A 19,715-nucleotide genomic window follows, 5' to 3' on the forward strand; every position below is an offset into this window, starting at 1 on the left:
GTGATTTTAATCTGTACAGTTTTACCTGTCAAAGAATAAGACTTTCTAACACAAAAAAGCACTCATATACTGAGTGCTTTTTTATCATTGCGAAAGAGGTTCCTGATTATACATAAATGATTTTACTTTTACATATTGAGCTTCTAACTCTTGAAGTGTCAGTTCGTATAGATGCCGATTTCCTTTTTTATAAATACCAAAATTCAATAGCGCATTAATAAACCAATTTTTCTTATGTTCCGTTTCAGGCTGTGTATGTTGTTTCACGATCTCCACCACCTAAGGTTCTCTCATTTTAATTTTGCAAAGCATTCGCTTTTACATAAATGATTTTACTTCTATACGATGAAAAAACGGTGAAATAGAAAGCTTTTTCATTTTAAATTTCCGCAGCAGGACCCGTTATTTTTTTACGTCTCTTCACACCTGCTAATATTTTTTCAATATAATAAATAACAATAATAAAAACTGACATAATAGCAAAATAAGTACCGATTACAACAAAAGGATTTGGACTTTCAAAACCGCTTTCTTTTCCTTTCATTCCTCTTTCCGGACCTCCGCCATCGTGATCAAAGTTTGGACGTTCGTGACCAGCAGATGCCGTCGCAGAAGATTTGTTCTCGCTAAATGAATGGCGATCAAAATCCGGCTTCCCACCGCCTTTTTGCGGCATATCTGAGGAACTTACATTCAGTACTCTCGCTACTCCTCCAAGTTTTCCAAGAAAACCCGTTTCGTTTATTTCGTATATGCCAATGACTAACAGCGCAGCGGTTGTGAGCTTAGCTGCTATGCTCAAGCTTTTCTTTGACTTTTTGAATTTCGTCATATTTTTACATACATTTATAACCCATTGCCAATGAAGACCTATGTGAGCGGCTACTAAAATTAACACTAAAAATGATACGGAAATATGCGAAACCTTAAACCACTGTTCGTTCCCAACATTAATATTTGGAAATACTACTCTTGAAATAAAAATACCGCTAATCATAATAAATGACATCGTAATCAACAGCATGATATTTAAAAAGTAACCGAACTTTGTTCTGCGCGGAAGCCTGCGGTCAAATAACTTAACCGTAACTTTCTTTACCCACTGCCAGTTTAGCAGCACGTGGGTAAAAAAGGCGACGGCAATCGCCAACCCCGCAATTTCATGAAATGTTAACCCTCCCAATACTTGCTTGTTAAAAAACAAAACAAACGTAACGGCCATTAAAAGATCCAGTCCAAACCGGACGTACATCATCTTTTTCACTCTATTCATTCTCCTCACCTATGTATTTGTCAAAACAACTCCTTTTTCATATTTCTTAATGTAAGCAGAGTTGGTGAAAATTAGGTGAAACGACTGATTTTTTTACCAAAATAACCAGTCCTTAGTTCTATAAAAGTAGAATGGAATCATTTTTACTTTTTCGAAAATAGCTGTTGACAAAGAAAAAAGAAGCACGTATAGTAATGGTTATTCATCAAGAACTTTCAGATTTTAATCAAAAACACAGCGATTGGGAGTAGTAAAAGCTTATTATTCGGTCAAGAGAGCTACGGGTTGGTGTAACGTAGTCCAATAATACTTTGAACTCGCCCAGGAGTGGTAATTCAGAAAGAATGCAGAAGTGTTCTCTAAGTTTTAACGTCTAACCTTCGTTATCAGGTTTTAAGCAGGGTTCTTTAAGAGCCAACAAGAGTGGTACCGCGGTTAGCTAAAGCTTATCGTCTCTTCTCTCATTTGATAATGAGGTAGGAGACGATAAGCTTTTTTTATTTTATAAAAAAGTGGAGGGAAAAGTCATGAAGAAGGACAACCAAGGTTTGCAGCGAACAATGACTTCACGTCATATTATGATGATGGCGCTAGGTGGAGCAATTGGCGCTGGTTTATTTAAAGGAAGCAGCTCGGCTATTGATATGGCAGGACCATCAGTTATTATTGCCTATTTAATTGGCGGAATTATTTTACTATTCATCATGCAAGGTCTTGCTGAAATGGCGGTTCGAAATAGTGAAGCACGAACGTTTCGTGATTTAGTTCAGTCGATTTTAGGAAGCTATCCCGCTTACTTTTTGGACTGGATTTACTGGAAAATGTGGGTGTTAAACATTGCAGCTGAAGCCGTTGTAGCCGCTATTTTTATTCAGTACTGGCTTCCTGATTACCCAATTTGGATGCTTGCTTTAGGCGTATCCGTTATTGTTACAGCCATTAACTTGCTTTCAGTTAAAGCATTTGCTGAAACGGAATACTGGTTAGCTTTAATTAAAATCACGGTCATTGTGATCTTTATTATCGCTGGACTTTTATTATTGTTTGTATCATTCGGTCATCATACCGCAGCGGGTTTTTCAAATTTAAGCGATCACGGCGGTTTTTTCCCAAAGGGACCAACCGGGCTAATTACGGCGATGTTAGTTGTCATCTACTCATACGGTGGAACTGAAATCATCGGAGTAACGCTAGCTGAAACAAAAAACCCTGAAAAAGTAGTACCTAAGGCTGTGCGCAGTACATTAACGCGTATCATTGCTTTTTATCTGTTCCCGTTTTTTATCATCGTGAGCTTGATTCCTTGGAATGAAGTGAACGGCGTTTCTCAAAGTCCTTTTGTAATGGTATTTAAAATGATTGGCATTCCCGGAGCAGATCATATTATGAATGCCGTGATCTTGTTAGCCGTTATTTCTTCTATGAACTCAGGACTTTACGGTTCATCACGTATTTTGTATACGCAAGCAGTAGACGGTCGAGTGCCGAAGATATTTTCGAAACTTTCTGTTAACAAAGTTCCTGTCTATGCAATTTTAATGTGTACATCATCCCTTTATGTCGGCGTATTGATTTCCTTATTTGCAGGAAGTAAGACATTTGATTATTTGATGGGATCTTTAGGGTATACCGTGTTGTTTATTTGGTTGATTATTGCGATTGCACACTTAAAGTCCCGCAAAGTTCAGCCAGAAGCATCGAGCAGCTACTCTGTTAAATGGTTTCCTTATACAACGTGGGCTGCCCTTATTGCACTAAGCGCTATTTTAATTGGTGTTATCTGCACAACATCCGTTGTTATTACGACTATTACATTAGCTATCTATTTATTTATTACAGCTACGTATATCTTTAAAGGTCGCTTTTATCAATCTTCAGCAGTCAAGCACGCTAAATAAAAAAACGCCTCCTTTGAGTCATCAGAGGAGGCGTTTTTTTATTTAAAATGTTAAGTACCAATAGCCAAGTGCAAAGCCGATATAGTTACCAATAATATAGCCAAGCGTTCCTACTACCAAGATAGGACCAACCAAACTTCCCCATCCTTTAGCAATCGCCATCGCGCTTGCTGTCGTAGGTCCCCCTACCGTTGCATTGCTCGCCAGTAAAATATGTTCTAAATCAATTTTAAATACTTTTCCTAAAAGCAGTCCCACTATCAAATTACTCATCCCCACAATGAGCACAAATAGAATCAAAAGAGGTGCTTTTTCAACAATTAATGGAATGGACGCCGGCACTCCAATGACAACAAAGAAAATATAAATGAAGTATGTGCCGATTTCTTGGCTTCCGCTAATGGTTTTAAAGTAAGAAGGAAACAGATAAATGACAAGAAACGTAAGTGTGGAAAGCAATAAGTATTTTTCGCTCAAAATAGTATGTAGTAACGTTTGAACTACGGAAACATTTGGACCGGCTGGAATGATTGTTCCAAACCATTCGGCTAATTTAAAAGATACAACCACTAGAAAAAATGATGTACCAATTGAAGCTGCCACGTCTTTTAACGAAATTTCTTTTTTTGCCCAATATTTTTCTGCAAGCGTATGACGATCATTTTCTCCATATTGCCCAGCCTCTACTTCTTGAATATGAGGCGTCTTAAAATGTTTCCTAAAAAACTTCATAGAAGGAACAAACATATACACGGCAAACAGTAAAGCCATGACCATATTATCAGCAACCACCGTCGCGGAAACCATTTGACTTGATGGTTCAAATTTGGCCGTAACGGTAGCAAAGTTAACCCCTCCGCCTACATAAGAAGCGCCGATAGCAGCTGCAATTTTTGCTAGTTCAGGAATATAATCTTTTAACAACAAGAAGCCTGCCGTGCTCCCTATAACCGTTCCTACTGCACAGATTAAGAAAATAAAAAGCAGTTTCCGGCTTTCTTGAAATAATTCTTTCATATTGACTTGAAATAACAATAATGGAATGGCAAGCGGTACTAGATACGCCCAAACAGCATCATAAACCGGAGACTCTGTTGGAATGATTTTTAAATTTGATAGGATAAGAGCTCCTGCTAGCGCAATAATAGCTCCTGACAGAAAAGAAGCCCACTTATACTTTTGTTCGAGAAAAATACTAACAGAAGCCCAAATCGCTAGAATTCCCCATAGTGCCCACGTATCATCAGCTTGAATAATAGTAAAAATCACACGCTACTCCTTTCTTTCTTTTTCAAGAAATAGAATTTTCAGAAAATACACCTTTAAATTTTATCAATATATGCCAAATTCCGTCAATCCATAAAAAAAAAGCTTTCCACTCTAAAAGTGAAAAGCTTTTTTTTATTTGCGGATCAAAACCGGAATTTGCTGCTGAATCTGCTGCAAAGGAGCACCTGTTTTCTCTGTTAACGAACGCAAGATTCCTCCTTCGATCATACAGTTAATCACAACTGCAAGCTCTCCTGCCTGCTTATCTTGAAATCCGCTCTCTATCATTTTTTCTCTAAAAAGTTTTTCCCAATCTTGAAACGCTGCATAGCAGACTTCGCGAAGCGGTTCATTAATAAGCGCCGTTTCTCCAGCCATCAGTCCAACAGGCATACCAGCAATACTTTCTTCGTGTTCAAACTGCTTGGACAATTCTTCAATAAAATACTGAATAGCCTGTGCCGCGTCAGAAGATTTATTTAAACTTTCTTTAATTTGAACTTGGACGTATTTATTCGTATATTGAACAGCGTGAATCGCCAGTTCTTCTTTCCCTTTTGGAAAATAATAATAAAGAGACCCTTTTGGCGACCCGCTCTCTTTAATAATTTGATTTAATCCCGTTGCATGATAGCCTTGCAGCTGAAAAAGCCGCGATGCTGTTTCTAAAATCTTATCGCGTGCATTTGCTTTCTTCACAAAACGATGCCTCCCCTATATAATAAGTGGTTTCTATAACACTACTTATCATATAAGGAAATGAAATTTTTGTCAAAATAAAGTGAATATTTTACCATTTATTTTTCCTTATTTTCATTTCTTATGACCTAATAATTGTTTTTCTTACTTCTTCCGCTAACGGTTGAAGAGGCGTAATAATACGGTCGCTTACCTCCTCAGCCGCTTCTACCATCGAGAGCTGCGCCACTGAAACAACAGTGTTATGGTCTTTTACTAGCTCATCTAAGACATGTTTCACCTTCTGTTTATACTTCTCTATGTTTCCAGTCATTACTAGTTCAAAAGCACCTTCTATCACAACAGGGTGAACTTTTATCTTTACATTTTGATAAAATGCAAATTCGTCTAGACGCTTCATCGTTCCTTCTACGGTCTCCGGATTTGTAAACACGATAAGCTGCGGTTCTTCTATTTCACATATTCGGCGAAAATAAGGCTCATCGATTTTAATAATTGGAACATCACTTGTAAATGCTTCTGGTAAAAGAGCAATGTAATTCGTACACGTAAGTAAAATGGCATCCGCTGAACATTCTTCCATCCACTTTAACTGCTTCTCTACTTTTGCACCTGCTGACTCCGCTGCAAATTTAGGATCGGTTTTTACCCGATGTACAAGTCCAGGGTCTACGAAATGCATACAGCTCGCAAACGGCAGCGCTTTTTCTATATAAGAGATGTTCGAATGATGAGCGTGCAGGCAAGCAATTTTCTTCATCGTTTTCCTCCTGTATGATGGTCTTTGAAATACTGAATTAAAAATTCCTGGAACTTTTTCGCAACAGGAGTTAAGTATTTATCCTTGTTCCACGCAATCCCAATTACCCTTGAAGCTGTGTCTTCTTTGAGCTTTATTTTTTTAATGCCTCGCAAGTCCACTCCCTTTATTTCAGGAAGCAAGGCAACCCCTAAATGAGCCGCTACAAAACCAATCACCGTCAAAAATTCTTCTCCTTCAAACGTAATATTTGGGACAATTTCAGCTTCTTCGAACAGCTGATCAAAAATTGTTCGGCTTCCGTATCCTTTTTTTAACGCGATAAACGATTCATGAGCCAACTCTGAAATCGAAAGCACTTGTCTTGAGGCAAAAGAATGCGTATCAGGGACATACGCGTACAGCTCGTCTTTCCATAAATATTCCCACTGAATTCCTGCCCTAGATTCCGTTACGGAAGACATACAAAAATCAATTTCTCCCGTTTGAAGCTGATCGAGCATGATGTTCGTAGCGTTCTCAAAAATTTGAAATTGAACGTTCGGATACTCTTGTAAAAAAGCATGAACTAGTTTCGGGACGGACGAAGCGCCTAATGATTTTAAAAAAGCAAACGAAATGCTGCCGCGATGAGGATGAATCAAATCTGAAAGCTCACGTTTCGCTTCTTCCATTTCGTTTAATACTTTAGCCGTTCGTTCATAAAAAAGCCTTCCGTATCGATTTAAAATAACTTGCCTTCCTTTTCGTTCAAATAGCGGTACGCCAAGCTCTGATTCTAATTTAGAAATTGAGCGGCTGAGCGTAGGCTGCGCAATTGATAATTGTTCCGCTGCCTTTGTGAAATGTTCCGTTTGAGCTACAACATTAAAATATTCGAGCTGCTGCCATTCCATTTTTTTCACATCCTTTACTTATTACATAATACTATCGATTTCATATAAATTATACATTGGACGTCATAAAAAATTCATGTTTAAATGAAGAACGTAGCACTTGCCGAAAATGTTATGTGTCTGCATAGAATAAGTGTTGAAAGAAGGAATTCGTTTATGGATGTTTCAATTATTTTAACAATGTTAGCCGTCGGACTGATCTTAGGATTTGTCGGAGCAGGCGGATCAGGTTTTATTATTTCAATTTTAACGCTGCTGTACGGCGTATCTGTACACGTTGCACTCGCAACGGCTCTTACCGCAATGATTTTCTCTTCTTTATCTGGCGCCGTCAGTCATTATCGCGAAGGTAACGTATCTTTAAAATCCGGTATCTCTGTTGGTATCCTCGGTGCATTAGGCGCTTGGATTGGGTCTAACCTTTCATCCTTTATCCCAGAAGGCGAGCTAAAATGGCTCACAGCCGGCATGCTTTTATTATCTGGTGTTTTACTTTGGCTGCGAATGTTTTTATTTTCCCGTCAGCAAAAAGAACGTACTGTTCCAACAGGAGCTAAATTTGTCGTTTATTCTTTACTAATCGGCTTAATTACGGGCGCTCTGTCCGGAATGTTTGGAATTGGCTCAACTCCATTTATCCAGCTTGGCCTTATGATGGTGCTAGGCTTGTCTATTCGCCAGTCGGCCGGAACGACGATGCTCGTTATTATTCCGATTGCAATTGGCGGAGGAATGGGCTATTATCAGCAGGGCTTTTTAGATATCCCGCTGTTGATTCAAGTAGTTGTCGGCACAATGGTCGGTTCATATATTGGAGCAAAATTTACAAATCGTGTACCTGCTCCCGTATTAAAAACGTCCCTTGTAGCGCTGCCTATTTGCTCTAGCTTTCTCCTTGTTATATAAGAAAAAAGCTTGAACTCTTGTTCAAGCTTTTTTTATGTTCATCTGATAAACAAACTGCTTTCCTTGGCTTCCAAAAACATGCCGGTCTGTATCGACAAAGCCGCATCGTTTGTATAGGTGCTGCGCCGCCGTGTTTTTATGGTTCACGCCTAGCACCACTTTATTTTTAGTGCGAAAGTGATGGTTGATAAAAGAAGGAAGAAGTTTCAATGACTTTTTGCCAACTCCCTTTCCTTGATAATCAGGATGAATGGAATAAGACCGTATTAAAAGCGCGCCGGATCCCTCGGTATATGCTTTAACGGCTTCCCCTGCGTCGAGCACGAAAAAGCCGGCTAGTTTGTTTTCTGCCAAAATCAAAACGGGCGTTCTATCTCTTTCCTGCTTACACTTAGCCATAGCTTCAGCGGGAAGTGCCGTGTAAATGAGCTGCTCTTCAGGCAGCGTATAGCTATGTATAGATGACTCGTAGGCTTCACTATAAAACGTTAGTGCTACGTTTTCTTTATTCTCCATTTTCTGCTGGACTCCTTTTCTTTTTCCATAGTATAACATGCACAAAAAAAGCCGCATAAAGCGGCTTTTCCTTTATCTAGCGTCGGATACAACGGTAAAGCGTTCGTTTACATGCTCTCCTCGCTCAATTTCATCAATAACTGCAATGGCGTAATCCGCATAGCTGACATGGCTGTTTCCTTCTGAGTTTAAAATAACATGATCTTTCCCTGTTTTATAAGCATCCGTTCGTTTTCCTGAAGGATTAAAAAATGCTGCTGGGCTAATGAACGTCCAATTAATATCGCTTGTACTTTCTAAGTCTTTTAAATTTTGGGCTTGGTTGTCAGCTATCGCTTTGTACTCTTTTGGAAAATCAGGCGTATCTGCTAGACGCGTCGTTTTCTCTTCATCTACAAACAAACTTCCTGCTCCTCCTACAACAAGAAGACGAACGTCCGGAGCTTGTTTAAATACATGAATTAACGATTGCCCCGCTTCTACATGCAGATGTTCTTTTCCTTCGGGAGCTCCAAACGCATTGACCACGGCATCGAAACCTTCGATATCTTTTGCCGTGATATCAAAAATGTCTTTTTCAAGTGTACGAACATCTCGTTCCTCTACTTTGCTCGCATTACGTACAATTGCCGTTACATCATGTCCGCGATTTAAAGCTTCTTTCACGATAAAACTTCCTGCTTTTCCTGTAGCACCTACAACTCCAATTTTCATTTTATAACCTCCAGTAAAATTCTCTATATTTAGGTAATAGCCTTTTTTTGCTATGATAAAACACAGCAAAACGGTTTAAGCAAGATAGAGAGAACAAATTGGATAAATGAGTTAGTATGGATTACTTTTAACACCGAGGTTAATTCCCGTGCAAGGCTTCGCTTTCCGCGGGCGGCCGCTGAGCCTCTTCGTCGCTTACGCTCCTGCGGGGTCTCACCTGTTCCGCCAACTAAAATACGTTTCTTCCAGTCTCTTTTGAAAAAATAAATGAGTGCTTATTCAATTTCAATAAATAACACGTGAGCCATAGAGTGAATCGATTTAATCAATTCTACTTTATTCCCTTTCTTTTTTGCCTTTCCTTTTATTTCAACAAAATAGAGCAGCTCACCTTGATGATGATCTTGGTGAATTTCGTAAGACGAAATCATAATATTTTCTTTTTCAATCTTATCAAGCAGCTCATAAATATCCTCTTGATTTGCTGCACGAAACTTAATTAAAATGGAATGAGTAGAAAGAGATGTAAACATTACGTTCAATATTTCTAAGCCAATCAGCACTAATATAGTTGCGCTAATGCCGACTGTATACATACCGGCCCCAATGGTTAAACCAATTCCCGACGTTGCCCATACGCCTGCGGCTGTTGTGAGCCCTCTAATATGATGCTTTTGAATAATAATCATACCTGCTCCTAAAAAACCAATACCGCTTACTACTTGTGCGGCCACCCGGCTCGGATCAAGAGCCATATGATCTTGATGAAGCACATCTGAAAAGCCATATTTCGAAATTAGCATAATCAGCGTGCTACCGACAGCAACTAAAAAATGAGTGCGAAACCCTGCTTCTTTAGCTCTAAACTCTCTTTCTAAACCAACCAAAGCTCCTAACAAACCTGATAGGGCTAGACGACTAATAAAAGCTGCGGTCATTCTTTCTCCTCCTTTCTCTTCACTTTTTCACAAATGCACCTATTAACTATTTCTATTTTTGTTATAATTTACTATAACTAATTTTTAAAGTGGAGGCTAATCAAAGTGGATAAAGTTATCGATTATTACAGCAGATTTGATGAGTGGGGACGGTTAGAACGAGAACCTATTGAGTTTCAAGTAAACTGGCATTTTATCAAAAAGCGAAAAAATTAATAATCACCTCTATTTATCATAGAATAAATAGAGGTGATTATTAATGAACCGTTTATTCAAATGGAGTACAAGCATTTTGCTATGTTTGATGTACTGCTTTTTGATTCCCCCTCCTTCTTATGCAAGCGGTGACTATTACTCTTCCTATGCAGAACTGCAGCAGCACGAAATTTTTCACCAAGACTACGACATTCGCTACGAGCAGCGCTTTAGCTATTTATCCATTATGGCCATTCACGGCGGCGGAATTGAACCAGGTACATCAGAAGTTGCCAAAGAACTCGCCGATCGCTTTTCCGCTTCTTATTATTTATTTGAAGGCATCAAGTCCACTAACAACGGAGTTCTGCACATAACCTCAGAAAACTTTGATGAACCGACGGCTAGAGGAATGGCTCAGCAAAGCATGTCCGTTTTGACGATTCACGGCTACAGCGGCAGTCAGCCTATCGTGTATATAGGTGGAAAAAATCAGCTTTATAAAGAGCTGATGAAGCAATCACTGCGCAAAAACGGCTTTACCGTCCGTGAAGCTCCTTCTGACATAGCGGGAACAAGCGAACAAAACATTGTGAACGATAATCTGCTAAAAGCCGGAGTGCAGCTTGAACTCACAGCCGAACTAAGAAAATCATTTTTCGCAAACCATGACTGGTCGAGAAACAACCGCATGAATGTAACACCGCTTTTTTATACATTTGTTACTTCCTTACAAGAAGCATCTTCTTCCTATCAAACTTTCCTTTACCTTCAAGTTCACTAATTTATCGACTCTTGCCTTATTCCTTGATTTCCAGACAAAAAAACCAGCGCAGTCTGTGTAATCAAACGCGCTGGTTTTTATCTATTTCTCTCGCTAAAATAGATCGTTTAAAGCCTTTTTGCTCAAAAAATTCTTTGATTTCACTTGGACTTTGATAAGAAAGTCTAATCACATAGTAGTTAATATATTCAATCCAAGCAAACGCGTAAAGGCCTAGAAAAAAAGCAAGTCCCTTAACCCCTAACTGCATATAGTGGTAAATGAGTACACCTAAACCTAACGTAAGAAGAATTTTATTCATTTTTTTAAAAAGCAGAAACAACTGAATGTAGCTGGAGGGCAAATGAGAATCTTCTTTTCGGCTCACCCGCCTCCATTTCATAAACCAGTACAAGCTTCCTTGAAACAGGATAAACTCAAGTATAATAAAAGCATACACACTTGAAAACGTTGTTAAATAAAAAGCCAGATGAGAAAACTCATTTAAGTACCCTATCCACAGCGCAGCAAACAGTAAAGCTGCCGTAAGCTCTCCTGTCCATAAACCAAACAATTTCCGCTTTACTTTCATAGAAATCCCCCCAGCGTACCTCTCAATCCTTCTGTTCAAACCAAGCTTTAAACAGCAGGTTTACACCTGTTTTTATTTCTCCATCAGACAGTCCTGCAAATCCAAGCAATACATAGGGCGTGTTGTTTTCACCCGCACTATGATAATAAATAGATGTTGGATAAATCGTTACCCCTTGTTTGGCAGCTGCTTCTATTAGTTTCTGTTCACTCATTCCTTTTTTTACCTTAAGAAGAATATGCAAGCCAGAATGTTCTCCAATAACATCTACACGTTCTCCCATAATAGTAGTCAAACAATCTAGCAGCAGCGCTTGTTTTTTACGGTATGCTGTTCTCATTTTATTCAAGTGACGTTCCCAGTGCCCTTCTTTCATAAACAGAAAAAGCGTATGCTGATGAAGCCTTGAAACAGGCTGTTTAAAAAGTCCACAGTGTTTCATATAACTTGTAAGAAGCCGGTGTGGCAGCACGGCATAACTTATTCGAAGAGAAGGCATCAACGATTTTGAAAACGTACCCGTATAAATAACGCGATCGTCTTGATCTAATCCTTGAAGGGCCGGAATCGGTTTTCCTTTATAGCGAAATTCTCCGTCATAGTCATCCTCTATGATATAGCCATTCGTTTCTGCCGCCCACTCTAATAGTTCAAGTCTTCTTGCTATCGGCATGACCATCCCAACAGGAAATTGATGAGACGGCGTAATGTACACCGCATCCGCTCCGCCTTCTTTCAGTTCCTTCACTTTCAAGCCAGAACTATCAAGAGAAATAGGGACGACCGACATGCCTTGTTCTTGAAAAACGTGCCTCGTTCGGTGAAAGCCTGGGTTTTCGAACCCAATTATCTTTTCTTTTCCTAGAATGACAGAAAGCAGCCACATGAGGTACTGTGTACCTGCACCTATCACAATTTGCTCCGCTGTGCAGCGCACTCCTCTTGAATGATAAAGATACGCTGCAATTTCTTGACGAAGAAGCAGTTCGCCCTGTGGATGTCCGCTATAAAAAAGCTGGCTTTCATCATGATAAATAGTTTGAACCGTTAGCTTTTTCCACGTGTTATACGGAAATTTTTCTACGTCTACCTTTCCATGGCTAAAGTCAATGACAGTTGATTTCCCTTCTTCTTCCGGTAAAGAGACATAGGCGGGAGGCTGTTTTTGAAGCACGACTTCATTTTTTATCTCTTTTACAAATGCTCCTTTCCTGGCTAGTATCTCGATATAGCCTTCAGCTTCTAACTGTACATAAGCCGCTTCAACCGTATTTTGGCTAATGCTTAAATGAAGAGCTAACTTTCGTTTAGAAGGCAGTTTTTCATGAGGCGGAATGGTGCCTTTTTGAATTTGTTTTTTTATGTAAGTATAAAGCTGCATGTATAAGGGATCTGCTTTTCTTTTATCGAGCAAAGGCATTAACTCTAACATGATGTTCTTTCCTTTCTAACTGACCCTATTAAATTTACTGTTTCTGACACTTATTCTCAGTTCAGATTCTTCATATACTGGACTATATCTTATAAATCAAGGAGATGACACAATGACCATTACTTACAAAACCAACGTCTCAATCCGTGCCGAACAAGCTGCTGAAGTGTTTGTACATTCAGGTATTAAACGTCCGGCACAAGATCTTGATCGGATTCAAAGAATGCTTGATCATGCTTCCCTTACTGTTACCGCTTGGAAAGACAGCGAACTCATTGGCATAGCCAGAGCGTTAACAGATTTTAGCTACTGCTGCTATTTATCGGATTTAGCTGTCGTAAAAGACTATCAAAATCAAGGAATCGGCACACAGCTCATCAAGCACGTTCAATCAGAAATCGGTGAAGAAGCCGCGCTCATTTTACTTTCCGCTCCTTCTGCTATGAACTACTATCCAAAAGTCGGCTTTCATCAGATTGATAATGGGTTTAAAATTGGGAGAATTCGATAGATAAAAAAGATAAAAAATTCCTTTTATTACTAAACTATTATTATTTTACATCTTTTTGATATGATGTTACAATATTCAAAGATTAAGGCTATGATACTTCTTCCTTCTCATCCAACTCTTAGAATTTAGAGGTATCGCTTTCCTTAATCTATTAACTTAACTATACATATATTCAAAGTCAGGAAGCACAGCGCCTGGCTTTTTCTGTGCAAATCATACATGGTGGTGTTTGAATGAAAAACGATATTTTTTTAAGAAGACAGTCTAAAGTAATTGTGAAGCAAGGATCAGATATATTACCCCCTGCTTATGTAGCTTCCATGTTAAAAAACATTGAGGCATTAGGATTTACAGCTTCAACTTCTTTAATTGATCGGTTACTCACTCTTCCGTTCTACGAATTTATGTCTTTTTATGAGCAGCTTCTCTTATCTTTAAAAAGACTTGTTGGCGCTCATGTCAAATATAAACCGATGTATCCTAACTTTCCAAACGAAGTCATGCAAGCTTCCGAAGCAGAACTATACATAAATGCCGTACTTCACTATCTGACTGGGGTTTTACCAAACAGTGAAAAACAAGATGTTTTTCCACTGTTAGATACTACAGATTTACGGATTATTGACCTCGGAACAGATGAAGAATTTGACCTTATGATATGCCAATTAATTGGTGCCAATACCTCATTATCGCAAACGGATCGAGCAGACATCGAATGGTCTCTTATCAATTTACCGGCATTAGATCTACTTCCAGCAGTCATTCCTCAAAAAGAAAATGCTGCATTTGTTAGCTCAGTGTTAATTAAGACAAAAAAACTACCTATTGATGTCTTGTCTTCTTATTTTAAAACAGCAACAGATGTCTTACGTTTGGCAACCGCTTTATCTGATGGCGATATTAGCCTTTCATCACCCACTTTATTTAAGAAGTTTAGTCGTTTTGAACGCCGAAGCTTGTTGCAGCTGCTAGAAAGCACTCCAAACGTAGAAGAAGATATGTTTCGTTATAAAGTAAAGTGGATTCGTTTAGGTGAAATTTTACATCCTGGAGAATACAAACATCGATTTCCTCATGCTGCTAAAGGATTCGATACTGTTCGGAATCATAAAAGACCATTGACGTTCTATAGTAAATTAGAGAAAGCACTCGAGCAACAAGACGTCTCAAAAGCAGTTTCACTTTTAGAAAAACGTCCAGGTGACTTTGCTAGACGAATTGACCATTTGCTGCGCTTATCTACTGGGGAACAAGAAGCTGCTTCTATTATTACAGCATTTGCAGCGGTCGCTCATCACGTCTCTACGCCAGTACTGCTTCAGCTCTATTCACATATGAAACATCGACATCATAGACAAGATATGCGCGTAGTGTTTCCAAAAGGGAATGTGTCCAAAGTAATGGCGCTTGATAATCCCTTACCCTCTCTTCGTAAAAATCTTTGTGATGGTGTAATAGATGCATGCAAAGATGCTTTACATGACCGTTTTGCTAAGTTGCCACCTCTTGGAAATGTATGGCTTGATGAACGTTTGCGTGAACAAACTATACCGTTTTCACAGCGTTCAAGCAGCAAAACATTAAAAACGATTAGCAGGGGAAGTAAATTAACAATTCCTGAAGGCGATACGCTTCGTTTTTTCATTTGGTGGAAAGAAGGCTTTGCAAATGGTGAACATACCGGTAGTGTAGATATTGATTTATCTGCCGGAATTTACGATGAAAACTGGCAGTATAAAGAGCATATTTCTTATACAAACTTATCTTCAAAAAGCTTCAAAGCTTTTCACAGCGGAGATATTACATCTGCTCCTAACGGGGCATGTGAATTTATTGACTTGCATATCCCTACGATTCTAAAAAAAGGCGGCCGTTATATATTGATGAACGTTTATTCATTTTCTGTCCAGCCTTTTGTTATGCTTCCCGAATGTTTTGGAGGATGGATGATGAGACAGCACATAGAGTCCGGCGAGATATTCGAACCTTCTACCGTACAAAATAAAGTAGATCTTGCTAGTGATTCCACCATCTCCATCCCTTTAATTTTTGATTTACAAGAGCGAAAATTAATCTGGACGGATATTTCGCTGCATCACCATGTTGAATTTGAAAATAATCTTGAACAAAACAATGGTTCGGTCTCTCTTATGGGAAAAGCCATGACAAAGCTGTTAAAGCCAACGCTTTATGATCTTTTTTCATTTCACGCACAAGCTAGAGGAACACTTGTCCATGACAAACAAAAAGCTGACACTATTTATTCGCTTGATGAAGGTGTTACTCCTTATGATATTGAAACAATTATTGAAACCTACCTAAACTAATTATTTATAGGAAAGTAAGAACAAATAAACGAAAAGACCTCTTTCCAAGAAAGAGGTCTTTTCGTTTACTTCACTAGCTTTTGCTCAGTCCCAGCTGAACCTTGACTTCGTTTATGAAATCCTTTTGCGTAGTACGCGATAATAAGACCGATAAACCATAGTGGTCCGATAACAACTGCAATTCTTGTATCTGGATTGTACGCCATAAGAACAACCACCAGCGCTAGGAACGCAAGTGACACATAAGACGTTAACGGAAATAAAGGCATTTTGTATTTTAACTTTGCCTCTTCACCTTTTTTTAGCGTTTTGCGATACTTAATTTGAGAAAGCAAAATAATTCCCCATGTCCAAATCGCACCGAATGTTGCAATGCTTGTTACCCACGTAAATACTTTGGCAGGCACAATGTAGTTTAACGCTACTCCGACTAATAACGCACCTGCTGATGCTAAAACAGCTTTTCCAGGTACGCCGCCTTTTGTCAGCTGACCGTATCCTTTTGGCGCTTCTCCGTGCTCTGCTAAGTTAAACAGCATACGGCCTGTACTAAAAATACCGCTGTTACAAGAAGAAAGAGCTGCTGTTAGCACCACAAAGTTAATAATGCCTGCCGCTGCTGGAATCCCGATTTTTTCAAATGTTAATACAAACGGGCTTCCCTGTGAACCAATTTCTTGCCAAGGATAAATCGACATAATGACAAATAATGCACCAACGTAGAAAATAAGAATACGCCAAAAGACCGAATCAATCGCTCTTGCTAGAGATTTTTCTGGATTTTTCACTTCTCCCGCGGTAACGCCGATCATTTCAATTCCTAAATATGCAAACATAACCATTTGCAGCGACAGTAAAATACCTTTGAATCCGTTCGGGAACAGCCCGCCGTTGTCCCATAAGTTTTTAATACCCGTCGCAACGCCGCCGTTCCCGATTCCAAACACAATCATTAATAATCCAACGGCAATCATTAACACAATCGCTAAAATTTTAATAAGTGCAAACCAAAATTCCAGTTCACCATATGCCTTAACAGCTAAGAAGTTAACTGTTGTCATGATGACAAGCGCCGATAACGCCCAAATCCAGTTTGGTACATCCGGATACCAATATCCCATATAAATACCAACGGCTGTAATTTCAGCCATACATGTTACAACCCATAAAAACCAGTAGTTCCAACCTGTTAAATAACCAGCAAGGGGCCCTAAATAGTCGCGCGCGTACTTGCTGAATGAACCTGCAACAGGTTTTTGAATCGCCATTTCTCCAAGTGCTCTCATAATAAAAAACATAATCATTCCGCTAAATCCATACGCCAATAATATTCCCGGCCCTGCTAATTTAATAGCAGATGCAGATCCAAGAAACAGCCCTACCCCTATGGCTGCTCCTAAGGACATCAGCGTCACATGTCTTTCTTCTAACCCGCGTTTCAATTCTTTCCCCTGAGTTTTCCCCTGCATAAACGTCTCCCCTTTTTCCAATCTGTCAAAACGAGATGAATACAGCTTTTTTGTTAGCGCTTTCATATAAATTTATGCTAAAAGTCAGCTAGGCTGTATATTTTTATTCTATCACCTTTCTCTCGTTTTTCTTTTGTCGAAAAACAAAAAAATTATCGTATCATTTTGTTTAAACGCACAATTAGACGTAGACACTGCTTTTTTACTATGTATTTATTATCGCACCTAAGTAATAGTATTTTTTAAAAAATAGAAAAACGCCGACTCAACTCCGTCAGCGCATCGTTCATTTTATGCTTTTTTATAAAACTAGCAGTTATCTCGCGGGTTCAAAAGTTTTACAGCCAGGTTCTTCCGTTTCAGAAACATGGTGACTACTTTCAGGACTCACAACGTAAATGGACTCTGCACTGCATTTATTTCCCGATTTCCAATACATGCACTCATTCACTTCACATAATACACCTTGGGCCACTGTTATCCCTCCTTTTTTTGTCTTATCTATTTACTACCCGAAATAGAACGCTTCTAACATTTACATGCAAAAAAACCGCTTGTTTATCAAGCGGATCCTTTTACTGCGTGTGTTCAACATACTGTTTTTTAGCTAAATATAATTCACGACTCAGCGTGATCCGCCGTTCTCTCAAGTTCCTTAATTTAACTTGAAACTGTTCATTAGTTGGCTCTTCTTGAATTAAGCGATACGTAAAAGAAATATCTTCATTTAACTGTTTAAAATCTTCCCATATTTCTTGAACGAGTGCGGATTGTTTGTCTTCAAATGAACGATTTTGCTTCGTTTTTAGCGCGGCTAAAATTTCCTGCTGCCACGTTTCGTCTTTTAGTTCTTTTGCTAACAAGTATAGATCTAAATAATCATCAACGCTTAGCGCCTGTTGTGTATTTTTCAATGTCATCACCTTTTCTATACGAAATGTTTCTTCCTAAGAAGAGGATTTCATCATAGAAAAAGATTCCTCTTCTTATCTGTCAGAGCTAGGCTATGCTGGAATTAGCACCATTCAATAATTGTGGTTGCTGAGGCTTCAAAGGGCCAGTCCCTCCACCTCTCTAGATAAGAATATTTCGTTTTTAAATTATTTCTGACTATTCTAATATGTTTTATATGTTATGTCAATAGCTTTTCAATAAAAAGAAAAAAGAAGTAAAATATGGTATGCTTTCATAAAGGATGGTGAGCACATGAAACGATATATGTTATCTGCTTTTTTGGGAAGCTTGCTGCTGCTTCTCAGCATTGCTTTTTCATCTACTTTCCATATTGCAATTGTCAAAACAACCGGAAGCATTGGAGGGATTATTTTAGCAGCAGCGGCTTTGATTATGAACGCACTTGAAGATCCCCCCTCCTCAGATCATACAGGTAGAGGAGCTGTTGAAGTACTAGATAAAGGCGCTGTTTGGGCTACTTATTTACTTTTACTTTCATTACCGAACCTCATCGCATGTATAACATCTTATGTTTTATGGACTCGCTGACATTCACCAACATTACGGACGTTTTGCCACCTGTAGGCTCATTGATATTTGTTTATCTACAAATCCAAGTTCACGGTACACATGCTGTGCAAAATTCCCAGCATGAACGCTGAGTCTGATTTCAGGGTATCCTTTGATAGACAATTCATCAATTGCTTTTTGCATTAACGGCTTGGCTAGACCTTGCCCGCGGTATTCTGGTAAAACATATAACTCGTAGATAAAGCCAATTTCTGCTTTTGAAAAGAAGTCGGCAGATGGACCGACAAAAACCCAGCCTGCAAGTTTATTTTCTTGTCTAGATACTAAATAATAACACCCTTTTTCAAGGGCATTATCAATTAGTTCATTTACGCGTTCAGTTGACGGTTGAAACTGATGCGTTGTTCCTTCAAACAGCGCATCAGCAGATTTCGTCCGAATTTCCTGTATTTCTTCTTCAGTAGCTTTTGCAATCATCACAATCTCTCCTTTCGTGTTCGTTTTCCACATACAGAGATAAATTCCTGCAAAAAAAAGTCTTCGCCTAAGCGAAGACTTTTATTTAAATTCAAAATGTTCTTGATGGTTGCCTTGTTCATCCGTCCAGTTAATCATGATGTCTAAGCCTGCCGCTTTTCCAGGAACAGCAAAATTGGCATAGCGAAAACGCTGACCGCTTTTGCTTAAGTTAGACCTTTCAATAGGAGAAAACAAGCTGTATTTCGCCTTATTTTTTCCTTCGTGCCGAAAAGCTTGGACCTGCACACGCTCTACGTCTTTTCCAATGTTTTCAACGGTTAATCCATATGTATGATAGACGTTATTTTTCCACTTTAGCTGATTATCTCCCGTCATGCTCGCTTTTGTCAGTTCGACCGACCATTGTTCAGATGATTTCTTCATTGGAAGTTTCTCAATCGAAAGAGCGCTGACATGAATGGTTGCAAAAGCAAGCCAAACAAAACAAAAAGTGCTGACTGTATAAAGTAGTCTTTTCATAGATTTTGATCTCCTTAGAAATTTTAGTAGTAGCATCTCCTATTACCTTAAAAATTATGATAAACACTTTAAC

General features: G+C 38.9%; 23 protein-coding genes, 1 pseudogene, 1 riboswitch and 1 other annotated feature. Of the genes and pseudogenes, 7 read left to right on the forward strand and 17 right to left on the reverse strand.

From position 1 onward, the window contains the following. Positions 1–84: 84 nt before the first annotated feature. Both NST66_RS18945 and NST66_RS18950 read right to left on the reverse strand, forming a co-directional pair. Positions 85–270 carry a Fur-regulated basic protein FbpA gene (locus NST66_RS18945; protein ID WP_033580328.1) on the reverse strand — a complete coding sequence of 62 codons (186 nt, stop codon included), beginning with the start codon at positions 268–270 and terminating at the stop codon, positions 85–87. Positions 271–379: 109 nt separating this feature from the next. Continuing rightward, positions 380–1,264 carry a DUF4405 domain-containing protein gene (locus NST66_RS18950; protein ID WP_155007705.1) on the reverse strand — a complete coding sequence of 295 codons (885 nt, stop codon included), beginning with the start codon at positions 1,262–1,264 and terminating at the stop codon, positions 380–382. 237 nt (positions 1,265–1,501) lie between these two features. Beyond that, positions 1,502–1,733, forward strand: a binding site (T-box leader). A 67-nt stretch (positions 1,734–1,800) separates the two neighbouring features. Here NST66_RS18950 and NST66_RS18955 point away from each other — a divergent pair. Continuing rightward, a complete protein-coding gene (locus NST66_RS18955; RefSeq protein WP_028415053.1) occupies positions 1,801–3,171 on the forward strand; it encodes an amino acid permease in 1,371 nt (456 codons plus the stop codon). 42 nt (positions 3,172–3,213) lie between these two features. Here the strand turns inward: NST66_RS18955 and NST66_RS18960 are convergent, their stop codons facing one another. The 4 genes from NST66_RS18960 to NST66_RS18975 form a co-directional block, all read right to left on the reverse strand. Further along, positions 3,214–4,440 (reverse strand): DUF819 family protein, encoded by a 1,227-nt coding sequence (locus NST66_RS18960; protein ID WP_033579895.1) that lies wholly within the window; start codon positions 4,438–4,440, stop codon positions 3,214–3,216. Between the two features lie 132 nt (positions 4,441–4,572). Next, positions 4,573–5,139, reverse strand: coding sequence for a TetR/AcrR family transcriptional regulator (locus NST66_RS18965; protein WP_033579894.1), 567 nt, complete (start codon positions 5,137–5,139; stop codon positions 4,573–4,575). 121 nt (positions 5,140–5,260) lie between these two features. After that, the gene (locus NST66_RS18970; protein ID WP_033579893.1) at positions 5,261–5,899 is read right to left on the reverse strand and encodes a hypothetical protein; all 639 of its coding nucleotides are present in this window, start codon (positions 5,897–5,899) and stop codon (positions 5,261–5,263) included. Then, complete coding sequence (locus tag NST66_RS18975) at positions 5,896–6,795, reverse strand: LysR family transcriptional regulator (protein WP_033579892.1); 900 nt, start codon at positions 6,793–6,795, stop codon at positions 5,896–5,898. The genes NST66_RS18970 and NST66_RS18975 overlap by 4 nt, the downstream gene beginning before the upstream one ends. A 156-nt stretch (positions 6,796–6,951) precedes the next feature. On the opposite strand from NST66_RS18975, the gene NST66_RS18980 reads away from it, so the two are divergent. After that, positions 6,952–7,701 (forward strand): sulfite exporter TauE/SafE family protein, encoded by a 750-nt coding sequence (locus NST66_RS18980; protein ID WP_028415058.1) that lies wholly within the window; start codon positions 6,952–6,954, stop codon positions 7,699–7,701. Positions 7,702–7,722: 21 nt separating this feature from the next. Here NST66_RS18980 and NST66_RS18985 read toward each other — a convergent pair whose 3' ends face one another. The 4 genes from NST66_RS18985 to NST66_RS19000 all read right to left on the reverse strand — a co-directional run bounded on the left by NST66_RS18985 (position 7,723) and on the right by NST66_RS19000 (position 9,869). Continuing rightward, entirely contained in the window at positions 7,723–8,217 is a 495-nt protein-coding gene (locus tag NST66_RS18985) for a GNAT family N-acetyltransferase (protein ID WP_049166398.1), read from the reverse strand. Positions 8,218–8,289: 72 nt separating this feature from the next. Then, a complete protein-coding gene (locus tag NST66_RS18990; protein ID WP_049166045.1) occupies positions 8,290–8,931 on the reverse strand; it encodes an NAD(P)-dependent oxidoreductase in 642 nt (213 codons plus the stop codon). Positions 8,932–8,981: 50 nt separating this feature from the next. Next, on the reverse strand, positions 8,982–9,167 hold the full coding sequence (locus NST66_RS18995) for a hypothetical protein (RefSeq protein ID WP_080974286.1): 186 nt from the start codon (positions 9,165–9,167) through the stop codon (positions 8,982–8,984). Positions 9,168–9,206: 39 nt separating this feature from the next. Beyond that, the gene (locus NST66_RS19000) at positions 9,207–9,869 is read right to left on the reverse strand and encodes an MgtC/SapB family protein (RefSeq protein ID WP_034270637.1); all 663 of its coding nucleotides are present in this window, start codon (positions 9,867–9,869) and stop codon (positions 9,207–9,209) included. A gap of 105 nt (positions 9,870–9,974) precedes the next feature. Here NST66_RS19000 and NST66_RS19005 point away from each other — a divergent pair. Both NST66_RS19005 and NST66_RS19010 read left to right on the forward strand, forming a co-directional pair. Continuing rightward, a pseudogene (locus NST66_RS19005) lies at positions 9,975–10,073 on the forward strand (class I SAM-dependent methyltransferase); the annotation flags it as partial. 55 nt (positions 10,074–10,128) lie between these two features. Further along, entirely contained in the window at positions 10,129–10,848 is a 720-nt protein-coding gene (locus NST66_RS19010) for a poly-gamma-glutamate hydrolase family protein (protein WP_034270640.1), read from the forward strand. A gap of 61 nt (positions 10,849–10,909) precedes the next feature. Here the strand turns inward: NST66_RS19010 and NST66_RS19015 are convergent, their stop codons facing one another. Beyond that, a complete protein-coding gene (locus tag NST66_RS19015) occupies positions 10,910–11,419 on the reverse strand; it encodes a hypothetical protein (RefSeq protein ID WP_034270643.1) in 510 nt (169 codons plus the stop codon). 22 nt (positions 11,420–11,441) lie between these two features. Continuing rightward, positions 11,442–12,851: a MocR-like pyridoxine biosynthesis transcription factor PdxR gene (gene pdxR, locus NST66_RS19020; protein WP_311264924.1), complete on the reverse strand. Its 1,410-nt coding sequence runs from the start codon at positions 12,849–12,851 to the stop codon at positions 11,442–11,444. 112 nt (positions 12,852–12,963) lie between these two features. Here pdxR and NST66_RS19025 point away from each other — a divergent pair, with 112 nt between their 5' ends. Beyond that, entirely contained in the window at positions 12,964–13,362 is a 399-nt protein-coding gene (locus NST66_RS19025) for a GNAT family N-acetyltransferase (RefSeq protein WP_028415066.1), read from the forward strand. 233 nt (positions 13,363–13,595) lie between these two features. Further along, on the forward strand, positions 13,596–15,689 hold the full coding sequence (locus NST66_RS19030) for a TerD family protein (RefSeq protein ID WP_028415067.1): 2,094 nt from the start codon (positions 13,596–13,598) through the stop codon (positions 15,687–15,689). A 65-nt stretch (positions 15,690–15,754) separates the two neighbouring features. On the opposite strand, the gene alaP is transcribed toward NST66_RS19030, so the two are convergent. The 3 genes from alaP to NST66_RS19045 form a co-directional block, all read right to left on the reverse strand. Beyond that, positions 15,755–17,158 (reverse strand): alanine permease AlaP, encoded by a 1,404-nt coding sequence (gene alaP / locus NST66_RS19035; protein ID WP_028415068.1) that lies wholly within the window; start codon positions 17,156–17,158, stop codon positions 15,755–15,757. A 316-nt stretch (positions 17,159–17,474) separates the two neighbouring features. Further along, complete coding sequence (locus NST66_RS19040) at positions 17,475–17,633, reverse strand: DUF1540 domain-containing protein (protein WP_016765258.1); 159 nt, start codon at positions 17,631–17,633, stop codon at positions 17,475–17,477. 100 nt (positions 17,634–17,733) lie between these two features. Beyond that, positions 17,734–18,072: a hypothetical protein gene (locus NST66_RS19045; RefSeq protein ID WP_028415069.1), complete on the reverse strand. Its 339-nt coding sequence runs from the start codon at positions 18,070–18,072 to the stop codon at positions 17,734–17,736. Between the two features lie 69 nt (positions 18,073–18,141). Continuing rightward, positions 18,142–18,243: riboswitch (SAM riboswitch) on the reverse strand. A 121-nt stretch (positions 18,244–18,364) separates the two neighbouring features. Here NST66_RS19045 and NST66_RS19050 point away from each other — a divergent pair. Further along, positions 18,365–18,661 (forward strand): hypothetical protein, encoded by a 297-nt coding sequence (locus tag NST66_RS19050; protein WP_033579886.1) that lies wholly within the window; start codon positions 18,365–18,367, stop codon positions 18,659–18,661. A gap of 12 nt (positions 18,662–18,673) precedes the next feature. On the opposite strand, the gene NST66_RS19055 is transcribed toward NST66_RS19050, so the two are convergent. Together NST66_RS19055 and NST66_RS19060 are read right to left on the reverse strand one after the other, a co-directional pair. Then, positions 18,674–19,120, reverse strand: a complete 447-nt coding sequence (locus NST66_RS19055) for a GNAT family N-acetyltransferase (RefSeq protein WP_028415070.1) — start codon at positions 19,118–19,120, stop codon at positions 18,674–18,676. Between the two features lie 81 nt (positions 19,121–19,201). Then, a complete protein-coding gene (locus NST66_RS19060; protein ID WP_028415071.1) occupies positions 19,202–19,642 on the reverse strand; it encodes a hypothetical protein in 441 nt (146 codons plus the stop codon). Positions 19,643–19,715: the final 73 nt, after the last annotated feature.

This window comes from Priestia sp. FSL W8-0524, from assembly GCF_038005965.1.
Classification (GTDB): Bacteria; Bacillota; Bacilli; order Bacillales; family Bacillaceae_H; genus Priestia; species Priestia zanthoxyli.

Excerpts from the sequence above, each read along its gene's own strand:
- pdxR (WP_311264924.1), bottom strand. The coding sequence starts at position 12,851 with ATGTTAGAGTTAATGCCTTTGCTCGATAAAAGAAAAGCAGATCCCTTA.
- NST66_RS19015 (WP_034270643.1), bottom strand. The coding sequence starts at position 11,419 with ATGAAAGTAAAGCGGAAATTGTTTGGTTTATGGACAGGAGAGCTTACG.
- NST66_RS18975 (WP_033579892.1), bottom strand. The coding sequence starts at position 6,795 with ATGGAATGGCAGCAGCTCGAATATTTTAATGTTGTAGCTCAAACGGAA.
- NST66_RS19055 (WP_028415070.1), bottom strand. The coding sequence starts at position 19,120 with ATGATTGCAAAAGCTACTGAAGAAGAAATACAGGAAATTCGGACGAAA.
- NST66_RS18970 (WP_033579893.1), bottom strand. The coding sequence starts at position 5,899 with ATGAAGAAAATTGCTTGCCTGCACGCTCATCATTCGAACATCTCTTAT.
- NST66_RS19010 (WP_034270640.1), top strand. The coding sequence starts at position 10,129 with ATGAACCGTTTATTCAAATGGAGTACAAGCATTTTGCTATGTTTGATG.
- NST66_RS19025 (WP_028415066.1), top strand. The coding sequence starts at position 12,964 with ATGACCATTACTTACAAAACCAACGTCTCAATCCGTGCCGAACAAGCT.
- NST66_RS18990 (WP_049166045.1), bottom strand. The coding sequence starts at position 8,931 with ATGAAAATTGGAGTTGTAGGTGCTACAGGAAAAGCAGGAAGTTTTATC.
- NST66_RS18985 (WP_049166398.1), bottom strand. The coding sequence starts at position 8,217 with ATGGAGAATAAAGAAAACGTAGCACTAACGTTTTATAGTGAAGCCTAC.
- NST66_RS19060 (WP_028415071.1), bottom strand. The coding sequence starts at position 19,642 with ATGAAAAGACTACTTTATACAGTCAGCACTTTTTGTTTTGTTTGGCTT.
- NST66_RS19050 (WP_033579886.1), top strand. The coding sequence starts at position 18,365 with ATGAAACGATATATGTTATCTGCTTTTTTGGGAAGCTTGCTGCTGCTT.
- NST66_RS19030 (WP_028415067.1), top strand. The coding sequence starts at position 13,596 with ATGAAAAACGATATTTTTTTAAGAAGACAGTCTAAAGTAATTGTGAAG.
- NST66_RS19000 (WP_034270637.1), bottom strand. The coding sequence starts at position 9,869 with ATGACCGCAGCTTTTATTAGTCGTCTAGCCCTATCAGGTTTGTTAGGA.
- alaP (WP_028415068.1), bottom strand. The coding sequence starts at position 17,158 with ATGCAGGGGAAAACTCAGGGGAAAGAATTGAAACGCGGGTTAGAAGAA.
- NST66_RS18955 (WP_028415053.1), top strand. The coding sequence starts at position 1,801 with ATGAAGAAGGACAACCAAGGTTTGCAGCGAACAATGACTTCACGTCAT.
- NST66_RS18980 (WP_028415058.1), top strand. The coding sequence starts at position 6,952 with ATGGATGTTTCAATTATTTTAACAATGTTAGCCGTCGGACTGATCTTA.